Origin of the sequence: Qipengyuania sp. 902 (assembly GCF_051195295.1) — a bacterium.
Lineage (GTDB): Bacteria > Pseudomonadota > Alphaproteobacteria > Sphingomonadales > Sphingomonadaceae > Qipengyuania.
In genome coordinates this window covers 1-24,351 of record NZ_JBNJLJ010000002.1, presented here as the reverse complement: position 1 = coordinate 24,351, position 24,351 = coordinate 1, and the positions used below count along the sequence as shown (strand labels likewise).

The following is a 24,351-nucleotide window of genomic DNA, read 5'->3' as shown; positions in this document are numbered from 1 at the left end:
CAGAGCCCCCCGATGACGTCCGGTAAGGGGGCACCGCGTGGCGCTATTCCAGAAAAAACAGGTCGCAAGCCAATCCGAACGACGCATCAGTCGGCGCCATGCCGTCGATTGCCCGGCGTCGCTTCGCCTGCTCGGCGGCGAACGGTATGGTCGGCTCAGCGATCTGTCGCTCGACGGCGCATGTTTTGAGGCTGACGACCTGCCTGCCAGCGGGGTTTCGGGGTTGCTTGTCTGGGGCGATCAGGAACACTGGTGCAAGGTGGTATGGAGCCGCGACGGTAGCTGCGGGCTGGTGTTCGAACGCAGCATTCCGCAAGCAGCCGTGGACGCCACAACGCAGACCGTCGAAGTCGAAACCGGCCCGGTGGCGAATTTCAGCAACATACCCCTCGGCCAGAAGCGCTCGCGCCGCGCGTTTCTCGTGTCCGAGAGTTAGGCGCACAGCCCCTGCAGGAACCAGTCCGGTGGTCCGCCCCGCCCGTCTCCGGCGATGCCTTGGCGATAGATCCAGTAGCGCCGCCCTCGCTCGTCCTCGATCCGGTAGTAATCGCGTAGGCGGACCGAACCGCGCTCGCGCCACCATTCGGGTGCGATCCGCTCCGGCCCTTCGACCCGCGCGACTTCGTGCACCCCGCCGCGCCAGCGAAAGCGCTGAGGGTACCCGTCGGGCGAAGCATAGAGCACGGCGATCCGCTCCGGCGTGTCGAGCATCTTCAGCGGGCGAGCGTGGAATTCCAGCACCCCTTGCGTCGGTGGCTCGCGCTCCAGCGGCGGCTTCCAGCGCTGCGCGCGCTCCGGGATGTGGCTGGCGAAGGGCACCGGGCGACTGACCGCCTTGGGGCCAAGCCTCACGGTCAACCGGTCGATACAAGTGGCAAGCGAGGTGCCGGGACTTTCCGTCTGCGCCTCGATATCACCTTGCGCCAGCGCGAGCGGCTCCGTCCAGCTGGCGCGCAGACGCAGCAGCTCGATGCCGAAGCCCGCCTCGATATCGTCGAGCCGCGCGGCGAACAGGCGGCAGATATGGGCGGGATCGCGCGTGGCGGCGGACATCTCCAGCCTGCGCACTGCAACCTCTCCATCGACCCGCCACAGCCCCAGCTCCAATCGCCGCGCGCCCAGCCCCTTGCTCTCGAGAAGCTGTGCCATGTCATCGGCAAGATCGTTCACCACCTGATCGAGCAGAGTGCGGTGACGGATCGGCTCCATCAGGCGCCGCTGGGTAAGCGGCGCGTGTTGCTCGATTACCGGAAGGAGCGGTTCCGGAATCCGCCCGAGCAGCTGGTCGAGGCGCAGCAGCGGGTTGGCCTCGGGCACCTTGCGCTTGCGGAACCGGCGCTGGAGCGCGTCGCGCCCGATGGTCGTGATGTCGCCGATCCGTTTGAGGCCGAGGCGGCGCAGCACGGTGAGTACATCGCTGCCAAGCCGCAGCGCCGCGACGGGCAGGTCGGCCAGCATTTGCTCCAGCTCGCGGTCCACGATCGCTCCGGCCCGGCCGAAATGGGCCAGCGCCCACGCCGCGCCTGCGGTGGGTGCAATGGCCGTGCGGATGGCGAGATCGCGCCGGGCGAACCCCGCACGCACATCTTCAAGCAGTGCGTCCTCCCCGCCGAACAGGTGCGCGACGGCAGTCACGTCCACGAGCAGGCCGTCGGGTTCGTCCATCGCCGACCACGGGCCCCAGCGCTGGGCCCGGACGGCAAGCCGTTCGAGGAACGCCAGATCGCCCGCCGGATCGCTGGAGGCGGTCGCGATCTCAGGGCACAGCGTGCGGGCATCGGCCAACATCATGCCCCGGCGCGCACCGGCATCCATCGCGAGGCGATTGGCAGCCTCGATCCGCGGGCCGTGCGCCGTGTCGGCAATCAGCACCAGCGGCCCGCTATCGAGCGTGCCCCCGGCCTTCTGCGTGACGATCCGCCAGCGGTCGATTGCGAAAGCGGGTAGCCAGATCGCGAGAATGCGGCGGGACGACCCTAGGTCGCCGGAACGCGCGCTCATGCCTGCTGCGACAGCCGCCGCCGCTGAAGCCCCGCAGTCCAGTTGAGCGCGCCGGTGTCATTGTCCGCCTGCCGTTCGCGCCGGGCTTTCAGTGCCCCGCCCTGCTCGTGCAGCAGCCACTCGCCCGGCGCATGCCCGCGCGCCCGGAACAGCTCGGCCCGCCAGACCGGCGTACCGGGGGCTTGCGCGTTCCACCGGGGCGCGTCGGAGGCGGCAGAGCTCACATCCCAGCGCATCCGGGCGGAGGACAGGTCGCGCGCCGCATCGAGCCGGACGAGGAACAGCGGCACGCCGTATTTCTCGCTCGCCAGCGTCAGGCGGCGGGAGGCTGTGAAATCGAGCGCTTTCGGATTGCCCGCGATCTCGCCCATCACCCAGGCGATGTCCCGGCAGCGCACGCCCTCTTCCAGCGCAAAGAGTGCACCCTGCGCGGTATCGGCAAGCACATGGATCAACCGGTCGCGCATCTCTTTCGGCAGGCCTGCCCGGTAAGGACGCCCGGAAAGCCGCGCCGCATCGCGCGTCTGCACCCACAGGATAGGCCGGGCGTCAGGTTCGCCGTGTGTCCCGGCGTGAGTATCGCCGCGACCTCCGGCGCGACCTTCGCCGCGAGGCAGGTTCCGCCAATCGTCGAGCGCCAGCGCCAGCGCCGCCCCCGCTCCGGCCGCTTCGTTCGGCGAGGCGAATACCTCGCTATGCAGCGCCGGCTTGCCCGCTGCCGCCAGGCCCGGCCGCCAACGCGAACTGTTTCGTGCCGCGATGGTACCGGCATCGACGAGCGAGGCCAGCGGCAGGGAGGTGGTGGCGGAAGGCATGACGGAACGACTCATTTGTTCCTAATATGTTCCAACACGGACCGATTCGCAATCGGCTAGTTCGGCCTTGCCGCCATGCCCCGGAACGCATCGCCTTTGCCGCACGTTGCACAGGCAAACGACCGAAAGGACCCCACATGAAATATGCCGAAGGCAATGCCGACGAACTCAAGACCAAATTCTGGAAGGCGATGGCCGATTCGCCTTTCGTCTTCCTCGAACTCGACGGACAGCCCGACACTGCCGTGCCGATGACCGCGCAGCTCGACAAGGATGCGAACAGCTCGGTGTGGTTCTTCACGCACAAGCACAGCGATTTCGCCAAACTCGGCAACGCCACCGCCACCTTCACCGGAAAGGGCCATGAAATGTTTGCGCGCTTCGGCGGTGCGCTTGCAGTCGAAACCAGCAAGGAGCGCTTCGACCATTTCTGGAACAACTTCGTCGAAGCCTGGTACGACGGCGGCAAGGACGATCCGGACATCCTGTTCCTGCGTATGGACCTCGGCACCGCAGAAATCTGGAACGGCGATCTCGGGATGCTCAACACTGCCAAGATGGCGCTCGGCATGACCGTCCACGACGAAGCCGAAGAACAGCATGCCAAGAAGGTCGACCTTTAAGATCGGCCGATAATAACAAAAACGAGTCGCAAAGGGCCGCTCCTTACGGGAGCGGCCCTTTTCCGTTTTTCATTCGTTGCGTGGCGCAGGATTGATCGGGATCATCGTCTCCTCGCCCGCGATATCGTCGACAACCTCTACTATCCCTTGGGCCAGATGGCTCATCCTGCGGCTGTATCCGAAATAGACCAGCAGGCCTATCGCCGACCACAATGGCAGCACGAGCATGGCTTCCAGCGGCAGGTTGAGGAAGAGAAACGCACAACCGAAGATAGTGGCAGGGCCGACGAACCATAGCATGGGTGTCCGGAAGTCGCGCGGCCGATCCGGAGCCGTCCGCCGCAGAACCATCACTGCCACCGCCACCATCGCAAAGGCATAGAGCGTTCCGGCATTGGCAATATCGGCCAGCTGCCCGACCGGAAAGAAAGCGGCACCAACGGCCACGATCGCACCGGTCAGGAGCGTGACGACGTAAGGCGTCTTCCAGCGCGGATGCACTTTCGACAAGCCTGCCGGGAGAAGCCCGTCGCGGCTCATCACGAAGAAAATGCGCGTCTGCGCGAACAGCAGCACGAGGATCACCGAAGGGAGCGCGAGAAAGGCTGCAATGCCGAGCAAGTTGCCGATACCCGAAAATCCGATCTGCCGCAGCACATGCGCCAGCGCCTCGTCCGAGCAAACGAGAGCACCCGAATAAGCGGGAAGCGCGCACTGCCGGGCCAGCTCTTCCGAGCCTGCGGGAAACGGCACGCCGCCGGGCCCCATGATCGGTTGACCGCCGATCGTCCCGATCGCTCCGGCGGCGACGAGAATGTAGAAGATCGTGCAGAAGACCAGCGAACCGACCAGCCCGATCGGTACGTTGCGCTGCGGGTTCTTCGTTTCTTCCGCAGCAGTCGAAACCGCGTCGAACCCGACATAGGCGAAGAAGATCGTCGCAGCTGCGCCGACCGCGCCCACACCCGTCCCGAAACCGCCGAACACCCCGGCCGGCAACAACGGATTGAATTTGTCCGGATCGAAATAGGCGCTCGTCAGGGTGAGGCCGATGAATGCGGTGAGGGCGGTGACCTTGATCGCGACCAGTGCCGCATTCACCTTGGCGCTCTCGCTCGTACCGATCATCAAAAGCCACGTTACCAGCAGGGCAATTACCAAAGCAGGCAGGTTGATGAAGCCGCCCGGTTCCCCGCCCAATGCGAGCGGACCTGCGGAAAGCCATTGCGGAAGCGTGATGCCGAGGAACTCGTTCAGGATGGTGCCGGAGAAATACCCCGACCATCCGACCGACACTGCCGATGCGGCGATGGCGTATTCCAGGATCAGCGCCCAGCCCACGGTCCAGGCGAGCAGCTCACCCATCGTCGCATAACTGTAGGTATAGGCCGACCCTGCGACCGGGATCATCGCGGCGATCTCCGCATAGCAAAGCGCGGCCACGATGCACACGGCACCGGCTATGACGAACGCCAGCATCAGGCCCGGCCCTGCCTTCTGCGCGCCGGCGGCGGTGAGCACGAATATTCCGGTCCCGATGATGCATCCGATGCCGAACAGCATCAATTGCCATGCACCGAGCGATCGATGCAGTGACTTCTTCTCGGCCGCCGCGAGTATCGCGTCGAGCGGCTTCACCCTGTCGAGGATCATATGTGGCCAGCTGGCTCCACCGGCCCGCCGCGGGACACCCCCGCTCCGCCAGCCGGAACGCCTCGATTACTCGTAAATATCGCGCCCGAAAAGCGCAATTGTGATCAGGCGCCGAGAATGCTGGGGAACAGCCCCGTCACCAGAATGATCGCCACCGCGATCGGGCACAGCCAGGCAATCAGGAAGCGCCAGATACCGAATGCGATCGGCGAAAGTCCCGTCGTCGTCCGCAGCAGGTTGGTATCCGCTTTCCAGCCGATGAAGATCGAGGTCAGCAGCGCACCGACCGGCAACATGACCTTGCCGGTAAACCCGTCCACCGTGTCGAGGATGTCGGTTTCCGCGAACAGCGACCAGAAGCCGAGCGGGCGGACGTCCGACCAGACGTTGTAGCCCAGCAGGCAGGCGATCCCGATCAGGAACGCGCCGCCGCCGAAGATCAGCGCCGACTTGTGCCGGCTCCAGCCGCGCTCTCCAATGCCCCAAGCGGTCGGCACCTCGAGCAAAGAGATCGAGCTTGTCACTGCGGCGACAAGGATCAGGACGAAGAACAGGAAGCCGAACAGCGCCCCGGCAGGCATCGTCTGGAAAGCGAAGGGCAAGGTCTGGAAGACCAGCGTCGGGCCGGCTGCCGGGTCGAGACCGACGGCAAAGACGATCGGGAAGATCATGAAGCCGGCAAGCAGCGCAACCGCGGTATCGGCCACTGCAATCAGGGCCGATGTCGAGCCGAGGCCGCTGCCTTCCTTGATGTAGGAGCCATAGGTGATCAGTCCCGCGACACCGAGCGAGAGCGAGAACAGCGCCTGCCCGAGAGCCGAGTTCATCACTTGCGGCGTCAGCTTCGACCAGTCGGGCGTGAACAGGAACGCCGCAGTCTCGGCAATATCGCCTTCGATCGCGCCATAGATAACCAGCCCGACGAGCAGGACGAAGAACATCGGCATCAGATAGGTCGCTGCCTTCTCGATCCCCGAGCTGACCCCGCGCGCGACGATGAACAGCGTTACGCCCATGAACGCGAGGTGCATGGCAAGCAGCAGCCCGGGGCTGGCGAACATATCGCCCAGCCGCTGCTGGATCTGTGCCTGATCCTCTCCGGCAAGCGCACCGCGGAACGGCTCGCCCGCCATGATGGCGTCGACGAGGTCGCCGCCCATCACGCCGGCATAATACAGCACCCAGCCGGCGACGACCGAGTAGAACGAGACGATGAGGAACGCGGCGATCGCGCCGATCGCCCCGAACACCGCCCAGCCGGGTGAGGATTGCGATTGCGCAGCAACCTTGCGGATCGAACCGACCGCATCGGTCTGCCCCACGCGCCCGATGAAGATTTCCGACAGCACCAGCGGCAGGCCGAGCAGGAAGACGCAGGCGATGTAGAAGAACACGAAGGCCCCGCCGCCGCTCTCCCCGGCAAGGGTCGGGAAGCGCCAGATATTGCCGAGGCCGACTGCGGCCCCGACTGCGGCAAGGATGAAGGCTGTACGCGAAGACCAGCCTTCGCCGGTCGAAGTGGTGGTGGCGACCATTGTCGTCGAATTCCTCTCTGAAGAGCGGCCCCTCAGCCGCACTTTCCCGTCGGCGCCCTTAGACACGCAATCGCTGCCGATTCCAAGCGCCGCTTTGCCTTCCTTTCACGGCTTGCTAGGGGCTGCACCATGTCCACGACTTTCCAGCTCGACACATCGACTAGCCGCGCCAATCCGACGCCCCAGCCGATGAAGCGCCTTACCGTGCCGAAGATCCGCGCGCACAAGCGCGATGGCAAGGTGGAGGAGCCGCTGGTCATGCTGACGGCCTACACCGCCCGCCAGGCGCAATTGCTCGATGCGCATTGCGATATCCTGCTGGTAGGCGACTCGCTGGCGCAGGTGATTTATGGGCTGCCGTCCACGATCCCGGTAACGCTCGACATGATGGCGAACCACGCGGCCGCCGTCGTGCGTGGGAGCTATCACGCGGTGGTCGTGGTCGACATGCCTTTCGGTTCGTACGAGGCGTCGAAGGAGCAGGCCTTCGAAAGCGCGGCCTATCTCCTCAAGCAGTCCGGCGCGGCCGCGGTGAAGCTCGAGGGCGGAGAGCAGATGGCCGAGATCGTCGCTTTCCTCAACCAGCGCGGCATCCCGGTGATGGGGCATGTAGGCCTCACCCCACAGGCGGTGAACGTGCTCGGCGGCTATATGGCGCGCGGGCGCAGCGATGCGGAAGCCGACAAGATCGTGACCGACGCGAAAGCGCTGGACGAGGCAGGTGCCTTCGCCATCGTCATCGAAGGCGTTGTGGAACCCATCGCGATCGAGGCCACCAAGGCCGTTTCCTGCCCCACCATCGGCATCGGCGCTTCGGCCCAGTGCGACGGGCAGGTGCTCGTGACCGAAGACATGCTCGGCATGTTCGAACGTGTGCCCCGCTTCGTGAAGAAATACGAAGCCATCGCCGACGTGATCGAAAAGACCGTCGCGCAATATGCCGAGGAAGTGCGCGAGCGCAGCTTCCCCGGTCCCGACCAGACATACCAGCCCAAGAGCTGATTACCGGAAACCTCGATGGAAACCCTGCTTCGCTATTACGCGTTCTCGCTCGGCTTTACGGCTGTCTGCCTCGGACTGGGGGCATGGTACGGCTATGCCAGCACCGGCACGATTACCGGTATGCTGTCGGTTCTGTGGATCGTGATCGTCCTGTCGATCCTCGAAGTATCCCTCAGTTTCGATAATGCCGTGGTGAACGCCACGGTCCTGCGCGAGATGGACCCGGTGTGGCAACAGCGGTTCCTGACCATCGGTATTCTCATCGCGGTGTTCGGTATGCGCATCATCTTCCCCATCGCCATCGTGGCGATTGCGGCGAATGTCGGCCCGGTCGAAGCGGTCAGCCTCTCGCTGAACGATCCGGAAGAATATGAGCGGATCGTGGAGGGCGCCCATATCGGTATCGCCGGTTTCGGGGGCGCGTTCCTCGCCATGGTCGGCCTCGCCTTCTTCTTCGATCACGACAAGGATGTGCACTGGATCGGGGTTCTGGAGCGGGCGATCAACAAGTTCTCGAATGTGCCGGCGGTGGAGATCGGCCTGGTCCTGACGCTCGTCTATTTCGTTTCGACTGCCTTGCCCGATGCCGACAAGATCACCTTCCTCACCGCCGCCATCCTCGGTCTCGTAACCTATATCGCCGTTCATGCGCTGGGTGCGATCATCGAGCAGCGCGAGGCGCGCAAGAAGGCTGCGGGTGAGATCGTGCGTTCGGGCCTTGGCGGGTTCCTCTATCTCGAAGTTCTCGATGCGAGCTTCAGTTTCGACGGCGTAATCGGGGCCTTCGCGCTCTCGAACAACATGATCATCATCGCGCTGGGCTTGTCGGTGGGCGCGATGTTCGTCCGCTCGATGACCATCCACCTCGTGCGGCAGGGCACGTTGGCGCAATATCGCTATCTCGAACACGGCGCCTTCTGGGCGATCATCGTGCTCGGCATCATCATGCTGCTGTCGGCACGCTATCACATTCCCGAAACGATCACTGGCCTGATCGGCGCTTTGCTGATCGGCGTCAGCTTCTGGTGGTCTGTGCGCTACAACCGTCGCCATCCGGAAGACGCGATGCACTCAGCCGACTAGCGAGCGGCGCTGCCAGCACCAGCTGGAACAGATGATAGAGCAGCAGGGGCAGGACGATGAATCCCGCCGCCTCGGGCGGGAACAGGATCGTGGCGAGCGGCGCGCCGACGGCGGCGCTTTTCTGCGCGCCGGAAAACAGGAACGCGATGCGATCCTCACGCTCGAAGCCTGCCAGCTTGGCGACCAAGTATGCTCCGCTATGGGCAAACACGAGAAAAAGCGCCACGAATGCCAGCAGGATGAGCCAGCCCGCGCCATCGACACGGCTCCAGATGCCCTGCTCGACCGCGCCAGAGAAAGCGACGTAAACGGCAATGGCGATCACGAAGCGATCAACCCAGGCGATCTTGCCTTTGATGCTCTCGATCAGCGGCGCCGCGGGTTTCTGGAATATCTGCCCTAGGGCGAAAGGCAGGACGAGGATGCCGAGGATTTTGACCAACACCTCGCTGCCCACCGCCCCCTCGCCGCTGCCGCCGAGAGCAAGGAACAGCGGCACGGACACGAACACGCCGAGAATGTTCAGAAGAGCCGCGCTGACCACCGCCAAGGCCACCGCTCCGCCCGCCAGCGCCGTATAGGACGTCGCCGATTGCACGGTGGACGGCAACACGCCGAGATAGAGGAAGCCGAGGGCGATCAAGGCAGGCAGGTAAGCCTCCCCGACAAGCGACAGCGCCAGTCCGCCCAGTGCCATCGCGCCGAACACCCACACCACCAGCACCGCCTGATAGCGCCAGTGGGCGATGCCGCGCACGATCTCGCTTCGCGCGATGCGCAGGCCGTTCAGCAGGAACAGCAGGAATACGGCGCAATTCGCGAAGATCTGCGCAACGTCCCTGCCGCCACCGGTCACCGGCACGATCGCCGCAAGCGCGGTGGCGAGCGCTAGCATGCGCAGCATCGGGTCGGCCAGGATCGTGCGCAGCGCCATGCGCTGCCCCTGCCGCGCGTGCTCCGCCTTGTCGAGGCCTCAGGACGCGAGGAGCGAGTTCAGCTTCGCCTGCAGATCGGCACGCGCTGCATTCTGCTCCGGCGGCAAGGTCGCGATCAGCGCGGCAATCGCGCGCGGATTGAGCGGTTGCAGTTCGTGGGCGCGAAACGCAAAGTCCAGCGCCGTATCCGCATCGCCCAGCTGACCGGCGGCGATCCCTCTGGATGCTAGCACCCACGGCACGCGGGATTGGCCGTGCGCGATGGCGTGGTCCAGCAGCGCCGCTGCCTGCTTCCACTTGCCTTGCGCAGCATAGGCATCGGCCAGCAGCGCCGCCGCATGTCCGTTCATCGGATTGGCCTGCAGATACTCCGCCAGCAGATCGGCAGCTGCCTCGGGTGTCGCCTGGCTTCCTGCCAGCCTCAGCGTAAGCGGCCAGGGCTGCCTGATGTCGGCGGCTCGCACGTAGGCGTCTCTCGCCGCGCGGCGGTCACCGCTGGCAAGCTCGGCGTCGCCGAGGATCGCATAGCCGTCGGCCGACCCCGGAAATCGCCTGACGAAATCTTCTGCAATCCCCACTGCCGATCTGCGCGCCTGACCGAACAATACCGAGCGCACGAAATCCCGCGTCTGCGCGCCACCGCCACCGGTAGCGGTGAGCGTTTCGGTAGGCGTGTCGCTCGGGAGAGGCGCAAGTCCGTCCGGACCGAGTGCCGCAAGGTCGATGAACTGCGCCGCCTTTGCTCGCTGCTCGAGAGCCTCGTGAGCCCGTCCGACCAAAAGGCGCAAGTGTGGTGAGCCTGCAGGACCCAGCGCGCGGTCGGAAAACCGATAGACCAGTTCCCGCTCGCTCCCACTTTGCAAAAGCGCCGCCGCCAGCAATTCCACCGCGCGGACATTGTTGGGCTGGTCGAGCAACAGGCGATCGAGGGTCTGTGCCGCGCTTGCCGGATTGGCGTTTTGCAAATCGATGATCGCCGACAGCATCAGCGCGGCAGGCACACCCTCGGTTTCCAGGCCGGAGCGTTGCAGCAATTCACGCGCCAAGAGGAACTTGCCGCCACGCGCCGCGATCACCGCCTGGAGGTAGAGCCCGGTTTCGGATAGGACAGCCCCCTCGCCGCCTTCGCGCAGAACAGCAAGCGCATCGGCCGCCCGCCCCGAATCGCCGAGAGTAGCAGCATATTCGAGCCGCAGGTCGAGGTCGTCCGGGTGCAACTCGAGAGCGCGCTCGAACCATTCGAGCGCGGGCACCATCCCCGATGCCTCGCGGATCAGCTGGCCGCGGAACCGCAGGGCGGCCTTGTTTTCAGGTGCGAGTGCCAGAGCCCTGTCGGCAGCTTGCACAGCCTCGACCTGCTCGCCGCCCAGAAAGCGCAGGCGACCGATGTCTACCCAGAGCTCCGGGTTGTCCGGTGCGACCGCATGGGATCGGTCGAACGCCTTCCCGGCCGCGGCTAGATCCCCGCGTGCCATCTCCAGCCTGCCGAGCATTCGCCACCCGAGCGCTGCCGTATCGTCAGAGAACGATCCGGGTTCTAGCCACCGCGCCGCGCTTTCCAGGTCTCCCGACTGGAGCGCAGCTTCGCCGAGCAATGCGGCGGCATCGGCACGTTCCGTTCCCTCCGCCAGCTGGCGTTCGAGGATAATCCGCGCATCTTCGGGAAAGCCACGCGATATCTCGTATCTCGCCTGCTCGACAGGGTCTAGACGGTCCGGACCACTCTCGCATCCCGCCAAGCCGAGGGAACAGAAGAAGACGGCGGCAACAGGCCGAAGGATGTCACGCCTGAAGATCATACTGCTTCAGGAGGTCGTACAAGGTCGGCCGGCTGATGCCGAGCAATTTCGCCGTATTTGAAATGTTACCCTCGCTGCGCGCCAAGGCCTGGCGAATCATCCGACGATCGGCCTGTTCGCGGGCCGATTTCAGGTTCAGCGCGAGATCGCTCTCGCCTTCATCGATATTACCGAGATCGAGATCTTCCGCGCCCACCAGCTTGCCATCGGCCATGATGACGGCGCGTTTCACACGATTTTCCAGTTCGCGGACGTTCCCCGGCCAATTCCAGCTGTCGATCGCCGCCAGCGCATCTGGCGCAAACCCCTTGACCTGCGGGTTCATTTCCGCAGCGAACCGAGCAAGGAATGTCTTCGCCAGCAGCACGGCATCGCCCGGCCGCTCTGCCAAGGTCGGAACTTTGACGACGATTTCGGCAAGGCGATAGAACAAATCCTCGCGAAAGGTGCCCTCCCCGATCATCGCCTCGAGATCCTGATGGGTTGCACACACGATCCGCGTATCGACCGGGATCGGTTTGCGACCGCCAATGCGCTCGATCGTGCGTTCCTGCAGGAAGCGCAGCAACTTTACCTGCAGAGGCAGCGGAATATCGCCGACCTCGTCGAGGAACAGCGTCCCGCCATCGGCGAGTTCGATCTTCCCCTCGGTCGTCTTGACTGCCCCGGTGAAGGCCCCTTTCTCGTGACCGAACAATTCGCTTTCGAGCAGGTTTTCGGGGATTGCCGCACAGTTGATGGCAATGAATGCGCGCGACTTGCGATCGCTCGTCTCGTGCACACCCTTGGCCAGTAGCTCTTTCCCCGTGCCGCTAGCGCCGAGCAGCATGACGGAGACGTTCGTCGGAGCAACGCGCTCGATCGTACGGGCGACCTTGGCCATCTCCGGCGCAGCAGTCACCAGCGAGCCCAGCACGGTCCGGTCCTCGCCGACCTTCTCCGACAGGCGCCGGTTCTCCTGCTCGATCCGATGCAGGCGCAGCGCCCGATCGACGATCAGGCCGAGCGTATCGATATCGACCGACTTCTGGTAGAAATCATAAGCCCCGCGCTCGACTGCCTGAAGCGCGCTTTCCCGAGCGCCATGACCGGAAGCGACGATCACCTTCGTGTCGGGCTTCATCGCCATGATCGCATCGAGCACGGCGAAGCCTTCGGTGGTGCCGTCCGGATCGGGCGGGAGTCCCAGGTCCAGCGTGACGACTTCCGGCTCCTCCGCTCGCATGGCGGCCAGAGCGGCTTCGCGCGTTCCGGCGATCACGACCTCGTAATCGTCATAGGCCCATTTGAGCTGGGCCTGCAGCCCCTCGTCGTCCTCGACAATCAGCAGCTTGGGCTTGGAGCCTGACATCATGCGTCCTCGTATTTCGGTTTGTCGGGTGCTTGCCCGACCAGATGTTTGGTCGCCTGCAACGGCAGTGTGACGGTGAAACGCGAGCCTATGCCTTCGCGGGATTCTGCATCGAGCCGTCCGCCCATTCCGCGGATAGTCTCGCGCGCCTCGAACGCGCCGATGCCGAAACCACCCTCCTTGGAAGATACGAAAGGCTTGAATAGGCCGTTGCGAAGGAATGTCGCAGACATGCCGCGGCCGTGGTCGATTACGTGCAGCTTGCCGCTGACCCCGTCGGTATAGACTTCGAGTACGACCGAACTCTCGGTGCCGCTGGCATCGATCGCGTTCTGAACGAGATGGACGAGTGCCTGTTCGAGCCCCTCTTCGTCACCCAGCACAAGTGCGCTTTCGGACCTCAGCAGGGAAACGGAGTGAATGGCCGACAAGCGATCGACGACACGGCGCGCGGTGGAAGCAAGATCGAACGGCGAAAGCGCGCCTTTGTCTTTCGTCCCGTAACGCCCGAGCCGCGCGAGCAGCGTGTTCAGTTTGTCCGCGCTGTTGCGCAGCGTGACCAGCATGTCGGCACGGAATTCCGGCTTGTCCGCGTGCTTTTCTGCATTGCGGAGGAGCAGCGACATCTGGCTCGACAGGTTCTTGATATCATGCATCACGAAAGCCATGCGGCGGTTGAATTCGTCGAACCGACTCGCCTCGATCAACGCCGCCTGCCCGGCCTGCTCCGCCAGATAGCTCGCCAACTGACGGCTCACCACGGTCAGGAGATCGAAGTCCTCCCAGTCGAGCTTGCGGGTGACCAAGGGCCGCGCGAGAATGGCGAGCCCGACCAGGCGATCGAAGTGCAACAGTGGCACCGCGGCCCAGGCCGTCTGGTCATCACGCAGCCAGTCCGGGATAAGATCGCACTCTCCATAGTGATCGACGCCTGCGCGCACCTCGTCGAAATCGACGATAAGTTCCTTCTGCTCCAGCAAGCCTGCCAGCGCGGAAGGAAGCGTCGGTGGCGGCATTTCGTCCTCGCGCCAGCGCCAGTCCGCTGCCAGTTCCAGAGCGCCGTCGTCATCGGTCAGGAACAGCATCCCGGAAGGGCTGTCGGTGATATCGGCCAGCGCCTTGATCGCCCGCTCCGGCAAGCTGGTCTCGTCGAACCCCGTGCGCCCGATAGTGTTCGTGAACCGGATCCACTCGTTGCGATAGTCGTAGCGATGTTTGAAGAGGTGCTTGACTGCCGTCACGCGTAGCCATCCCCTGAGCTGTGCCGAGGGTAGCCAGATCAGCGCCAGCGCGCCTGCCGCAATCACAACGCCAACCTGAACGAGCCGGGCGAGGTCGCCTGTCAGCATGTCGAGCCAGCGGGTAAGGCCGAGCATCAGCATCAGGTATGCGCCGATGACCAGCAAGGAGAGGAAGCGGAACGCCACTGCCCGCGACGGGCGGAATTCCAAGCCGGAAGCGGCGCGGGCGAAGCCCAGAGCAAACGGTATGGCGACAATCCCCGCCGCGAGGCCGCGCAAGGCGGAAAGTTCGACCGGCACCGACCCGAGAATATAGGCGATTGTGTAGTAGTTGAGATCGAAGGCCCAGAGCCCGGCTAGCGCGGCCGCATTCCACCGCAGCAATTGGCGGGACGCGGCGGCCGCGCCGACGTAGAGATTGTGAACCAGCACCAACGCGCCCACCGCAACGAGGACGCGGAACATCGTGGCAGTCTCGAAGGTGAGTGAGACAAGCTGGGGCGTCACCGCATAGCGATGCGCGATCAGCAAAAGGACGAGTTGTAACGCCTCGACGAAGCATAGTGCAATCAGCGCCGGCCTGACGATGCGCAGCGTCTCGTCGCGGCCGTCGTTTGCAAAATGGCGGAACAATACGAAGAGCCATGCGAAATTGCGCGCGATCTCGGTCAGTTCGACGATCGCGCGCCCGGGCTCGAAACTTGCTGCCGCGAAACACCAGTTCGCCGTCAACGCCAAAGCCACGATGGCCGGCGTCCGGTCGTTGCGGCTCGTGTCGCCTTTGGTAGCCACCCAGACGGCGCAGATCGCGCACACGATCGCACCGATCGTGTAAGTGACGTAAGAAGCGGTGCTCGCCCAAGCCATCAGCGCGCGCCATGCGGCCAGAGGATCACCCGCGCCGTCTGCAACAGGATCAGCAGGTCGAGGAAGGGTGTGTAATTCTTGGCGTAATACAGATCATATTCCAGCTTTTGCCGGGCATCCTCGATGCTTGCACCATAAGGGAAGTTGATCTGCGCCCACCCCGTGATGCCGGGCTTCACCTCGTGCCGTTCTGCATAATATGGCAGTTCGCGTTCGAGCTGCGCTACGAATGCCGGCACTTCGGGGCGCGGCCCGACGAAACTCATGTGGCCTTTCAGGACCGACCATAGCTGAGGCAGCTCGTCGATCCTGAGCTTGCGGATTAGGCGGCCTACGCGCGTGATCCGCGGGTCGTCCTCTTCCGCCCATTTCGCGCCCCCCGCTTCTGCGTCCGTGCGCATCGAACGTAGCTTCACGATCTGGAATTCCTGACCGTAAAGGCCTACACGGCGCTGGCGGAAGAAGATCGGACCCTTGCTGTCCAGCTTCACCGCCGCACCGAAAATCACGATCAGCGGCAGTCCGACGATCAGGATCAGCAAGCTGCTTATTATATCGAAGACGCGTTTGCCTGCGGCGGAGATGCGGCGCCCCGCCGAAAAACCGTCAGAGAAGATGAGCCAGCTCGGGTTAAGCGTGTCGAGATCGACGCGGCCGGTCTCGCGTTCCAGGAAGCTGGAAAAATCGTTGATCGGCACGCCCTTGGTCTTCACTCGAAGCAGGTCCTTGAGCGGGAGTGCGTTGCGTCGCTCCTGCAGCGCGAGAACCACTTCCCCCGCCCCGATCCGTTCGACGAAACGGCCTAGATCCCCGATGACCGAACGCTCTACTGCCCCATGGACGACCGGTGGGCAGTCGCCCATGTCGATGAAATTGAGGGGAGTGAAGCCGGAACCCTCAGCTTTCGCAAGCCGCTGAAGGCGTGCAGCTCTTTCGCCCGCTCCAAGCACCAATATCCGACGGCGGAAGGTTTCGGAGCCGAGCATGCGGGTCGCGAGCAGCCGATTGGCTACAAGCGCGACCATTGCGATAGCCATCGCGTAGAGCAGGACCGAGCGCCAGATAGCGGTGCCCGGCAGGAAGAAATTGATGAGCGAGATGCCCAGCACGCCGAGGCTCACCGCCACCAAAAGACGCGCGGTGCCAAATCGGATGGAACGCAGCGCTTCGGGGCTGTAGCCGCCGACGGCGATGATCGCGAGCCAGACGACGAGGGCGAACCCTCCGAGTTCCGGCAGCCTGTCCCACAGCGGACCATTGCTCGATCCGATCTGGCTCACACGCAGGCGCCAGCCAGCTTCCCCCGCCGCCGCGAGCAGCAGCAGATCCACGAGGCACAGCAGCACCACGTTGTAGGGAAAGTAATGCTTGAAGACGCGGATCATCCGGTCGCGCTCGCGAAATTGCTGGTGTCGGAATATTTGACTAGCAGCGAGGAATGAACCGTCGGTAAACTTTACACAATCCCGAACTCACACGAAAAAGGCGGCGCGAGCGATCCGCGCCGCCTTTTGGGATATCGTCGACCGGTTACTGCTGGACGACGTCAGAAACGGCGTCGCCTGCATTTTGAGCTGCATCGCCCACCTGGCCCGCAGCTTCGCCAACCTCGCCGGCTGCATCCGCAACTGCGTTATCCTTCGCCACTTCCGCACCGCTCATCTGCGTGAAGATGATCACGCCTACGATGGCCACGACAGCCAGCAGGATTAGCAGGCCCCAGCTGGCACCGCCGCTTTTGCGAGGCTCGTTGTCGGTGACGACTGTGCGGGTCGTGTGCGTATTTCCCGAAGGGGTTGTCGTTTCGGTGATGCGTTCTTCGGTCATGAGCTTGTGCTCCCTGATAGACTTTTATTGGCGACCGAACGCTCCATCGCGAAATCCGGTTCCGCGTAGAGAACAGTTTGTTGGTTAATCGCTCGCAAACTCGAAGGGGGTGACGCCGCGCCGGACCGTGTCGAAGGAGAGCGCCCGGCCCCGGGGGGGCAGCGAGCGCTGCGTGCATTGCCGCCGGTGGCAGCCGGCACATCCCGGCCCAATCCGCTGGGCTTCCTGCGAGCGAAGGGATATGGCGCGCGCCTGTGCGAGTTCCTCTGCGAGGACGGCCTCGACACCCAGCGCGACGACAAATTGCGCTTCGCCCGGTGCACCGCTGCCTTCGACAGTGCGCGCAAAGGTAAGCCAGCCCCCTTCCCGCTCGCCCGCTACGTCGAGTGCCACGAACTGGACCTGCAATTCGCCCGCGCGTTCGAAAGCCCGGTGGGCATGCCACAACGGACAACTCGTGTCGGAGTTGATGAACCGCGCGGTGCTCGCTCCGGTAAAGGTTTTCGAGAACTGCCCCGCCCGATCGAGCCGCACCATGAAGAAGGGCAAGCCGCGCTGGCCGACGCGCTGTAACGTCGTCAGGCGGTGCGCAAGTTGCTCGAAGCTGACACCAAAACGCCGTTCGAGGACAGGCAGATCGTAGCCGGTTGCTTCGCAGGCCCGCAGGAAGCGGCTGTAGGGCATCAACAATGCGGCTGCGAAATAACCGGTCAGGTGCCGCGAGAAAAAAGCACGCGCCGCATCGTCATCGAATTTGGCGCCCTTCGCGATGGAGTCGATGTTTTCCGAATACTCGAGCCGGGCTAACTGCAGCGCGAGCTGGAAATTGCGCGATGCATGGCTCAGCATCTCGGACAGCTGAACCTGCCGCGCATGGAGATCGAGCCTGCGAAGGCTGTCGGGCATGACATCGCGCGGCAGGATGCGCACCGACAGCTGGTGCCGCTCCCGCAGCCGCTCGGTCAGGGCGAGGCCGATATCGCCGCGCGACAGGCGCATCTCGTCCGCAAGCTCTTCCGCAGCGAGGTCGAGATCGGCGAAATGATTGCGCCATTTCTCGATTTCGCGACGCGAAGCCACCAGGGGGCCATCGTCGGTGGCGATTGCCGATCCAGCACTATCGTAGAGCCGCGCGAATGCCGCCGCCGCGTGCGGAGCAGCAGAGAGAAACTCCTGCAACTCGTCACGGTCGATTCCGAGATCGGAAAATCGCTCGTCCGCGAAGCGGCGCGACAGGCCCTCGAGACCACCGATCGTCTCGTCCTCGCGCAAATTGCGCGGATCGAAATCGAACTGATCCACCAGCTGCATAACCACGCGCGCGCTGACCGGTCGCTGGTTGCGCTCGATGAGGTTCAGATAGCTTGGCGAGATGTCGAGCCGGGCCGCCGTGGCGGCCTGAGTCAGGCCTTCGCGCTTGCGCAGGCGGCGAATGGCGGGTCCTGCGAAAAGTGCTTCGTCGGCCATGTCATGTCACTTTCTTTACATGTTTACACAGCGAAATGCCCTAGAGGAGCGATTTAGACAAGAAAGTTTGTAAATTTCCCTATCGCTGGCCGCGTCGCTCCTCCACCTAGTGCTCAAGGCGATCCCGCCAGACGCATTTTTAGGAGGACCCCCGTGACCTACCAGGCCCGGATCAAGGAACTGAACGAAACCATCGCTGCCAACGGTGCACCCTGGGGCGCGATCGACGCCGAGAGCGCTGCGCGCATGGTCGTGCAGAACCGCTTCCGTACCGGTCTCGACATCGCGAAATACACCGCGAAGATCATGCGCGAAGACATGGAAGCCTATGACCGCGATCCGGCGAATTACACGCAGTCGCTCGGCACCTGGCACGGTTTCATCGCCCAGCAGAAGATGATCTCGATCAAGAAGCATTTCGGCAGCACCAAGCGCCGTTATCTCTATCTCTCGGGCTGGATGGTTGCCGCGCTGCGCAGCGATTTCGGCCCCTTGCCCGACCAGTCGATGCACGAGAAGACCAGCGTGCCCGCGCTGATCGAAGAACTCTACACCTTCCTCAAGCAGGCCGATGCCCGTGAACTCGGCGGCATGTTCCGCGATCTCGATACGGCTCGGGAAAACGGCGACGAGGTAGAAGCCCAGCGCCTGCAGAAGGCGATCGACGACCACGAAACCCATGTCGTGCCGATCATTGCCGACATTGACGCCGGTTTCGGCAATGCCGAAGCGACCTATCTGCTCGCCAAGAAGATGATCGAGGCCGGTGCCTGCGCGCTGCAGATCGAAAACCAGGTATCGGACGAAAAGCAGTGCGGCCACCAGGACGGCAAGGTCACCGTACCGCACGAGGACTTCCTCCAGAAGATCCGCGCGATTCGTTACGCCTTCCTCGAACTCGGCGTCGAAGACGGGATCATCGTGGCGCGCACCGACTCGCTCGGCGCCGGCCTGACCAAGCAGATCGCTTATTCGACCGAGCCGGGTGATCTGGGTGACCAGTACAACAGCTTCCTCGATTGCGACGAAGTCGATCCGGCCGACATCACCAACGGCCAGGTCTTCATCAGCCGTGACGGCAAGCTGCTTGCTCCGAAGCGCCTGCCGAGCAACCTCTACCAGTTCCGCCCGGGCACCGGCGAGGATCGCTGCGTTCTCGACTGCATCACCGCGCTTCAGCATGGCGCCGACCTGCTGTGGATCGAAACCGAAAAGCCGCATGTCGAGCAGATCGCCGGCATGGTCGACCGGGTGCGTGAGGTGATCCCGAACGCGAAGCTGGTCTACAACAACTCGCCTAGCTTCAACTGGACGCTGAACTTCCGCCAGCAAGTCTATGATGCATGGGCAGAAGCCGGAAAGGACGTAAGCGCGTTCGACCGCGACAGGCTGATGAGCGTCGATTACGACGGCACCGAACTGGCCGCCGAAGCCGACGAAAAAATCCGCACCTTCCAGGCCGATGCTGCGAAGCGCGCGGGCATCTTCCACCACCTCATCACCCTGCCGACCTACCACACGGCGGCGCTGAGCACCGACAACCTCGCGAAGGAATACTTCGGGGAACAGGCGATGCTCGGATACGTCAAGAACGTGCAGCGCGAGGAAATCCGCCAGGGCATCGCTTGCGTCAAGCACCAGAACATGGCCGGATCCGACATCGGGGACGACCACAAGGAATACTTTGCCGGCGAGGCAGCCCTGAAGGCCGGCGGCAAGGACAACACGATGAACCAGTTTGCCGCTGCCTGAGGAGTGAGAGGATGACGACCGTGACCGAAGACACCCCCAAAACCGAACCCGGCCGCGCCCGCGCCCTGTTCTCGACCGCCGACTTCCGCCTGCTGCGCACTGCGCTCACGGCCTATGCCCGGCAGATCGAGGATCGCGAGGAACTGGCGAAGATCAACGCACTGCATCACCGGCTGGGCACCTATGTGCCGTCGGATGGCTGACAGCCACTAACCTGACAATCGATTCTCCTGGGGAGGAGAATACGGCCGTCGGAGCGACCCCAAACGCTCCGGCGGCCACACTTTTTGCGAAGCTGTCGGTTCAACCGCCGTTACGCGGCATCAGGTCGAGCGCCGCACTGGCCAACGCTTCGGCGCCGGTGGCGATCACCTTCTCCGCATCGGGCGCCCAGAAGGGCGAATGCAGCGAAGGCAGCGGCGTGCCGTCCTGCTCCAGCGCATCGAGCATCGGCTGCGGGGTGCCGCTGATCCAGAAGATCATGCTGTCGACATTCTCCGGATCGGCGCGGCGGAATTGGCTGAAATCCTCGCCGCCCATCACCGGCGGCCATTCCATCACCCGCTCCTCGCCGAAGCGCGCCTTGAAGGCAGCTGCCATCTCGTTGCTGAAGTCGACATCGTTGAAGGTCGCGGGCGTATAGGTTTCCTCGACTGCGATTTCCGGCATCAGGTTTTCCGGCAGCCCGGCGGTGATCGCCTCGCCGCGAGCCACCCGGCGGATGCCGTCGAGCAACAGCTTGCGGCTCTCGTCGGAATAGCTGCGCACGGTAAGCTGCAGCTTGGCCTCGTCCGAAATGATGTTGTGCTTGGCGCCTGCGTGGAAGCTGCCCACGGTGATGACGGCTGGATCGAGCGGCGAGGAATTGCGGCTCACCACCGTCTGCAACTTCATCACGATCGCGCTGGCGAGCACGACCGGATCGACGGTCGTGTGCGGGTAAGCGCCGTGGCCGCCGATGCCCTTCACCGTGATGTCGACGCTGTCGACATTGGCGAGAGCGAAGCCGGGTGTGTAGCCGATCGTCCCGGCAGGCGCGGGCGCGGCGGCATCGTGGAAGGCAAGCGCGTAGTCCGGCTTGGGAAAACGGGTGTAGAGCCCGTCCTCGATCATCGCCAGCGCGCCCAGCCCCAGCTCTTCCGCCGGCTGCAGGATCATCACCAGCGTGCCCTGCCACTCGTCCTTCCGCTCTGCCAGCAACTGCGCGGCGCCGATGAAGCCGGCCATGTGCGTGTCGTGACCGCAGGCGTGCATCACGCCGGTGGTGACGCCGCTTGCAGGAGTCGCGGTGACGGTGCTGGCGTAGGGCAGTCCGGTCTGTTCGACCACGGGCAACCCGTCCATATCGGCGCGCAGCATCACGGTCGGACCCTCGCCGTTCCGCATGACTGAAACCACGCCGGTCCGGCCGACGCCTTCGGTGACTTCGAAACCGAGCTCCTTCATTCGGCTGGCAAGCTTTGCCGCCGTTTCATGTTCCTCGAAGCTGAGTTCGGGTTTCGCGTGCAAGTCGCGGTAAAGCTCCATCAGCTCCGGCATATCGGCCTGCAAATCGGCTCGAAGATCGTCGGCCTGCGCCGGACTTGCGACGGCGATAGCCAACGCCGCCATTGATACTGGAGTGAATTTGCGCACGGTTTTCTCCCTCAATTCAAATGTCGGCAGCCGGCCTGAGCGGCCGCAGTCAGCCTACAGACCGTATGTCATGACCAGTAGTATCGACAAGGCGGCGACCATGATCAGGACCAGCGGGACGCCTGTGCGGACGTAGTCCTTAAACTCGTAAGATCCCTCGGCCATGATGAGCATGTTGGTCTGGTAGGCGATCGGCGTCGCGTAACACAGGTTGCAGCCGAACAGCACGGCCAGAACCAGCGGCTCTGCTGGAAGACCCAGCTTAGTCGCGATGGCAAAGGCAATGGGTGTGCCGACCGTGGCGGCCGTGGCATTGGACGCGAAGTTCGTGAGGAAGGTCATCGCCAGCATGATTGCCGCCAGCGCCGCAGCGGACGAGAGGTAGTCGAGCCCTACGGCCATGACCGTGCCGATCCAGTCGGCGGCCCCGCTGTCGAGGATGATCCGGCCCAAGGCGATACTGGCGGCGATCAGCACGATTACGCTGCCCGACAGGCCCCGCCCGACGCGGTCGAACTTCACGCAGCCGGTGACGAACATCAAGATCGCCCCGGCCAGCGCAGCGATCGCAATTGGAATGAGGCCGACCGACGCCAGCGCCAGCGAGCCGCCCATGATCGCTGCGGCGAGGGTCGCCTTCGAACGCCGCGGCAACTCGCGCATGCCCTCGAGCTGCAGCAGGCTGTCCGACCGGGCGAAGTGTTCCATGTCGTCGGGCAGACCCATGACCAGCAGCACGTCGCCTTCAGCGAAGCGATGATCGCCACCCTCGGAAAACTGTTCCTTCTCGCCGACGATGCGGTCCGGCCGGTGGGTGCCGATAACGGCAACCCCGTAAAGATCGGCAATGCCGGAACTCGGCAAGGTTCGGCCGATCAGGCGCGAATCCGCTGTGACGATCATTTCGACAACTGCGATGTCGATCCCGGTTTCGTTCGAACGGCGGCGGATGCGGTCGATCACCCAGCTGGGGGCCGCATCGCCGCGCAAGGTAGCCATCGCTTCCTCGATCGCCTCATGCGTGCCGGTCATCCGCAAGCGGTGCTGTGGGCGAAGCAAGCCTACCGGGACATCGTGAAACTCGATGCCGGCAGGTAGGCGCGAGGACACTTCGGACAGTTCGCGGCCATTCAGGACGGAGTCCTCGGTCACCCGCAACCGGGTCTCGAACAAGCGATGCGAATGGACCGACTCAACGCGGTTGTCACCCAGCAAGCGAGGCATCACGATCCACACGAAGGGCAGCGCGACCAGTGAGGCTATCAGCACGATCGGCGTGAAGTGAAAAACGCCCATCTCCGGCATGCCAAGATCGACTGCGATCGACACCACGAGAATGTTGGTCGAGGTCCCGATCGTGGTCGCCATGCCCCCCATGAGCGACGCGGCGTTGAGCGGGATCAGGGTCTTCGATGCCGCCATTGCGCCGCGCATGGCCAATTGCACGAAGATCGGCATCAGCAAGACAAGGACCGGTGTGTTGTTGACGCCCATCGACAGCAGGAATGTCACGACCAGCGAAAACAGCAGGCCGAGCTGGAGATTGACCTTGAACAATCGCTCGAGGAAGCGCGCGGCGGGCTCCAGGGCGCCGGTCACCACCAGCCCGCGCCCCATGATCATCAGGGCGCAGATCGTGATCAGTGCGTAGTGACCAAAGCCCGAAAACGCGAGCGCCAGGCCGTCGGTCGGCTGGGTCTCGGGAAGGGGGAAGAAGTACAGGCCGACCGCGATCACCGCGATGGTCAGGAGCGAGATGATCTCGACCGACATCCGCCCGCGGGCGAAAGCGACGAACATCCAGAGCGTGACGACCATGGCCGCGATCGCATGGTATGAAGGCATCCCGATCATCCGGCCGAGGCAATCCCACCCCTAAGCTCGGATGACAAGGATTTTCGCGAAGTCAGACGTTTGCCTCGTCAACGCCCGACATGTTTTCGGCGAGACGCAGGAGGATGGCGCGAAGACCGGGCCCGGCGTTGCGCACAACGGTGTCCCCGAACAACCGACTGGCAATTTTGGGGAGCAGAGCAATGCCCAGCGGCCGAATTGGTGCGCGAACGGTCGACTGTGGAGTGAGCCCTTTTGGATTTCGCGGCTCAATATCGCTTTGCCCGATGTTCACCGAAAGGATGTGAAAGGTTACACCGCAGCGCGCGGAAAGCTTGGTACCCCTGGCCGGAATGCCCTGTTCCCTTAGAAACAGGCACTTGCCGCTGTCCAACCTGCCCCGACAGCCTACGTTTTCCCGCCGCATCCCGGACTGCGATGTCCAACCTTTCAAGTTAGCATTGTGACGGACTGGAGGTCAGCTTTCTCGCAGTACACCTTTCAACTCTTCGTCTGAAATTGGGTGGTTAGCTGCCGTTCCGATCTTTGCGGAGGGCCAGCGTTCGCAGAAGCCTCACAAGTCCGAAACCCAAGAGCGCTCCGAGGCTCGGCCAGAGGGGATTGAACACGTAAAGGAGCGCATCAAGGGCGTCTGGACGGCGGTTTGCGTCGTTTAACTGGATGGCGGTGTAGACGAGCATCGCAAGCGGGATAATGACAAGGGCCCCGCAGCCGATTTTGGCCCGAGGCACCAAGCCAACCACCGCACCTACAAGCGCGCCGATCAGCAGAGCTGTTTCTATTCCGGTCACGCCTCTAACTTACCGCGCTCAGAAACGTCCGGAACCGGGGCGCTGCACGAACCCGCTTCGCGGGATGGTTGCTTGTGGTGAGGGTGATGTAGAACGACGGGCGTAGCGTCTGGTCCGAGA

Annotated in this window: 20 protein-coding genes; 6 read left to right on the top strand and 14 right to left on the bottom strand. The window is 63.6% G+C overall.

What is annotated here, in order from left to right; genetic code table 11:
* Nucleotides 1-37: 37 nt before the first annotated feature.
* The gene (locus tag ACSH0F_RS05160) at nucleotides 38-436 is read left to right on the top strand and encodes a PilZ domain-containing protein (RefSeq protein WP_435200615.1); all 399 of its coding nucleotides are present in this window, start codon (nucleotides 38-40) and stop codon (nucleotides 434-436) included.
* Here the strand turns inward: ACSH0F_RS05160 and ACSH0F_RS05155 are convergent.
* Together ACSH0F_RS05155 and ACSH0F_RS05150 are read right to left on the bottom strand one after the other, a co-directional pair.
* The gene (locus ACSH0F_RS05155; protein WP_435200613.1) at nucleotides 433-2,001 is read right to left on the bottom strand and encodes a Y-family DNA polymerase; all 1,569 of its coding nucleotides are present in this window, start codon (nucleotides 1,999-2,001) and stop codon (nucleotides 433-435) included. The two genes, ACSH0F_RS05160 and ACSH0F_RS05155, sit on opposite strands and share 4 nt — an antisense overlap.
* Complete coding sequence (locus ACSH0F_RS05150; protein ID WP_435200611.1) at nucleotides 1,998-2,831, bottom strand: hypothetical protein; 834 nt, start codon at nucleotides 2,829-2,831, stop codon at nucleotides 1,998-2,000. Before ACSH0F_RS05150 ends, ACSH0F_RS05155 begins: the two co-directional genes overlap by 4 nt.
* A gap of 122 nt (nucleotides 2,832-2,953) precedes the next feature.
* Here ACSH0F_RS05150 and ACSH0F_RS05145 point away from each other — a divergent pair, with 122 nt between their 5' ends.
* Nucleotides 2,954-3,439 carry a pyridoxamine 5'-phosphate oxidase family protein gene (locus tag ACSH0F_RS05145; protein WP_435200609.1) on the top strand — a complete coding sequence of 162 codons (486 nt, stop codon included), beginning with the start codon at nucleotides 2,954-2,956 and terminating at the stop codon, nucleotides 3,437-3,439.
* Between the two features lie 69 nt (nucleotides 3,440-3,508).
* On the opposite strand, the gene ACSH0F_RS05140 is transcribed toward ACSH0F_RS05145, so the two are convergent.
* Together ACSH0F_RS05140 and ACSH0F_RS05135 are read right to left on the bottom strand one after the other, a co-directional pair.
* Nucleotides 3,509-5,092, bottom strand: a complete 1,584-nt coding sequence (locus tag ACSH0F_RS05140) for an amino acid permease (RefSeq protein ID WP_435200607.1) — start codon at nucleotides 5,090-5,092, stop codon at nucleotides 3,509-3,511.
* A gap of 104 nt (nucleotides 5,093-5,196) precedes the next feature.
* On the bottom strand, nucleotides 5,197-6,627 hold the full coding sequence (locus tag ACSH0F_RS05135; RefSeq protein WP_435200605.1) for a sodium-dependent transporter: 1,431 nt from the start codon (nucleotides 6,625-6,627) through the stop codon (nucleotides 5,197-5,199).
* A 129-nt stretch (nucleotides 6,628-6,756) separates the two neighbouring features.
* On the opposite strand from ACSH0F_RS05135, the gene panB reads away from it, so the two are divergent.
* Both panB and ACSH0F_RS05125 read left to right on the top strand, forming a co-directional pair.
* Complete coding sequence (panB, locus tag ACSH0F_RS05130; protein WP_435200603.1) at nucleotides 6,757-7,629, top strand: 3-methyl-2-oxobutanoate hydroxymethyltransferase; 873 nt, start codon at nucleotides 6,757-6,759, stop codon at nucleotides 7,627-7,629.
* A gap of 15 nt (nucleotides 7,630-7,644) precedes the next feature.
* Entirely contained in the window at nucleotides 7,645-8,712 is a 1,068-nt protein-coding gene (locus tag ACSH0F_RS05125; RefSeq protein WP_435200601.1) for a DUF475 domain-containing protein, read from the top strand.
* On the opposite strand, the gene ACSH0F_RS05120 is transcribed toward ACSH0F_RS05125, so the two are convergent.
* The 7 genes from ACSH0F_RS05120 to ACSH0F_RS05090 form a co-directional block, all read right to left on the bottom strand.
* Nucleotides 8,645-9,646, bottom strand: a complete 1,002-nt coding sequence (locus ACSH0F_RS05120; RefSeq protein WP_435200599.1) for a bile acid:sodium symporter — start codon at nucleotides 9,644-9,646, stop codon at nucleotides 8,645-8,647. The genes ACSH0F_RS05125 and ACSH0F_RS05120 overlap by 68 nt on opposite strands.
* Before the next feature lie 39 nt (nucleotides 9,647-9,685).
* A complete protein-coding gene (locus tag ACSH0F_RS05115; RefSeq protein WP_435200597.1) occupies nucleotides 9,686-11,446 on the bottom strand; it encodes a tetratricopeptide repeat protein in 1,761 nt (586 codons plus the stop codon).
* The gene (gene prsR / locus ACSH0F_RS05110) at nucleotides 11,430-12,797 is read right to left on the bottom strand and encodes a PEP-CTERM-box response regulator transcription factor (protein ID WP_435202156.1); all 1,368 of its coding nucleotides are present in this window, start codon (nucleotides 12,795-12,797) and stop codon (nucleotides 11,430-11,432) included. Before prsR ends, ACSH0F_RS05115 begins: the two co-directional genes overlap by 17 nt.
* Nucleotides 12,797-14,905, bottom strand: a complete 2,109-nt coding sequence (gene prsK, locus ACSH0F_RS05105) for an XrtA/PEP-CTERM system histidine kinase PrsK (RefSeq protein ID WP_435200595.1) — start codon at nucleotides 14,903-14,905, stop codon at nucleotides 12,797-12,799. The genes prsR and prsK overlap by 1 nt, the downstream gene beginning before the upstream one ends.
* A complete protein-coding gene (locus ACSH0F_RS05100; protein ID WP_435200593.1) occupies nucleotides 14,905-16,290 on the bottom strand; it encodes a TIGR03013 family XrtA/PEP-CTERM system glycosyltransferase in 1,386 nt (461 codons plus the stop codon). The genes prsK and ACSH0F_RS05100 overlap by 1 nt, the downstream gene beginning before the upstream one ends.
* Nucleotides 16,291-16,435: 145 nt before the next feature.
* Nucleotides 16,436-16,732 carry a hypothetical protein gene (locus tag ACSH0F_RS05095; RefSeq protein ID WP_435200591.1) on the bottom strand — a complete coding sequence of 99 codons (297 nt, stop codon included), beginning with the start codon at nucleotides 16,730-16,732 and terminating at the stop codon, nucleotides 16,436-16,438.
* An 84-nt stretch (nucleotides 16,733-16,816) separates the two neighbouring features.
* The gene (locus ACSH0F_RS05090) at nucleotides 16,817-18,199 is read right to left on the bottom strand and encodes a helix-turn-helix domain-containing protein (RefSeq protein ID WP_435200589.1); all 1,383 of its coding nucleotides are present in this window, start codon (nucleotides 18,197-18,199) and stop codon (nucleotides 16,817-16,819) included.
* A gap of 153 nt (nucleotides 18,200-18,352) precedes the next feature.
* On the opposite strand from ACSH0F_RS05090, the gene ACSH0F_RS05085 reads away from it, so the two are divergent.
* Nucleotides 18,353-19,951, top strand: a complete 1,599-nt coding sequence (locus ACSH0F_RS05085; RefSeq protein ID WP_435200587.1) for an isocitrate lyase — start codon at nucleotides 18,353-18,355, stop codon at nucleotides 19,949-19,951.
* Between the two features lie 11 nt (nucleotides 19,952-19,962).
* Nucleotides 19,963-20,154 (top strand): hypothetical protein, encoded by a 192-nt coding sequence (locus ACSH0F_RS05080; RefSeq protein WP_435200585.1) that lies wholly within the window; start codon nucleotides 19,963-19,965, stop codon nucleotides 20,152-20,154.
* Nucleotides 20,155-20,254: 100 nt separating this feature from the next.
* Here the strand turns inward: ACSH0F_RS05080 and ACSH0F_RS05075 are convergent, their stop codons facing one another.
* From ACSH0F_RS05075 to ACSH0F_RS05065, 3 genes are all read right to left on the bottom strand, one after another.
* Nucleotides 20,255-21,562, bottom strand: coding sequence for an amidohydrolase (locus tag ACSH0F_RS05075; RefSeq protein WP_435202154.1), 1,308 nt, complete (start codon nucleotides 21,560-21,562; stop codon nucleotides 20,255-20,257).
* Nucleotides 21,563-21,640: 78 nt separating this feature from the next.
* Complete coding sequence (locus ACSH0F_RS05070) at nucleotides 21,641-23,431, bottom strand: SLC13 family permease (protein ID WP_435200583.1); 1,791 nt, start codon at nucleotides 23,429-23,431, stop codon at nucleotides 21,641-21,643.
* 61 nt (nucleotides 23,432-23,492) lie between these two features.
* Entirely contained in the window at nucleotides 23,493-23,813 is a 321-nt protein-coding gene (locus ACSH0F_RS05065) for a hypothetical protein (protein ID WP_435200581.1), read from the bottom strand.
* Nucleotides 23,814-24,351 lie beyond the last annotated feature (538 nt).

Excerpts from the sequence above, each read along its gene's own strand:
- ACSH0F_RS05155 (WP_435200613.1), bottom strand. The coding sequence starts at position 2,001 with ATGAGCGCGCGTTCCGGCGACCTAGGGTCGTCCCGCCGCATTCTCGCG.
- ACSH0F_RS05150 (WP_435200611.1), bottom strand. The coding sequence starts at position 2,831 with ATGAGTCGTTCCGTCATGCCTTCCGCCACCACCTCCCTGCCGCTGGCC.
- ACSH0F_RS05145 (WP_435200609.1), top strand. The coding sequence starts at position 2,954 with ATGAAATATGCCGAAGGCAATGCCGACGAACTCAAGACCAAATTCTGG.
- ACSH0F_RS05140 (WP_435200607.1), bottom strand. The coding sequence starts at position 5,092 with ATGATCCTCGACAGGGTGAAGCCGCTCGACGCGATACTCGCGGCGGCC.
- ACSH0F_RS05135 (WP_435200605.1), bottom strand. The coding sequence starts at position 6,627 with ATGGTCGCCACCACCACTTCGACCGGCGAAGGCTGGTCTTCGCGTACA.
- panB (WP_435200603.1), top strand. The coding sequence starts at position 6,757 with ATGTCCACGACTTTCCAGCTCGACACATCGACTAGCCGCGCCAATCCG.
- ACSH0F_RS05125 (WP_435200601.1), top strand. The coding sequence starts at position 7,645 with ATGGAAACCCTGCTTCGCTATTACGCGTTCTCGCTCGGCTTTACGGCT.
- ACSH0F_RS05120 (WP_435200599.1), bottom strand. The coding sequence starts at position 9,646 with ATGGCGCTGCGCACGATCCTGGCCGACCCGATGCTGCGCATGCTAGCG.
- ACSH0F_RS05115 (WP_435200597.1), bottom strand. The coding sequence starts at position 11,446 with ATGATCTTCAGGCGTGACATCCTTCGGCCTGTTGCCGCCGTCTTCTTC.
- prsR (WP_435202156.1), bottom strand. The coding sequence starts at position 12,797 with ATGTCAGGCTCCAAGCCCAAGCTGCTGATTGTCGAGGACGACGAGGGG.
- prsK (WP_435200595.1), bottom strand. The coding sequence starts at position 14,905 with ATGGCTTGGGCGAGCACCGCTTCTTACGTCACTTACACGATCGGTGCG.
- ACSH0F_RS05100 (WP_435200593.1), bottom strand. The coding sequence starts at position 16,290 with ATGATCCGCGTCTTCAAGCATTACTTTCCCTACAACGTGGTGCTGCTG.
- ACSH0F_RS05095 (WP_435200591.1), bottom strand. The coding sequence starts at position 16,732 with ATGACCGAAGAACGCATCACCGAAACGACAACCCCTTCGGGAAATACG.
- ACSH0F_RS05090 (WP_435200589.1), bottom strand. The coding sequence starts at position 18,199 with ATGGCCGACGAAGCACTTTTCGCAGGACCCGCCATTCGCCGCCTGCGC.
- ACSH0F_RS05080 (WP_435200585.1), top strand. The coding sequence starts at position 19,963 with ATGACGACCGTGACCGAAGACACCCCCAAAACCGAACCCGGCCGCGCC.
- ACSH0F_RS05075 (WP_435202154.1), bottom strand. The coding sequence starts at position 21,562 with ATGGCGGCGTTGGCTATCGCCGTCGCAAGTCCGGCGCAGGCCGACGAT.
- ACSH0F_RS05070 (WP_435200583.1), bottom strand. The coding sequence starts at position 23,431 with ATGCCTTCATACCATGCGATCGCGGCCATGGTCGTCACGCTCTGGATG.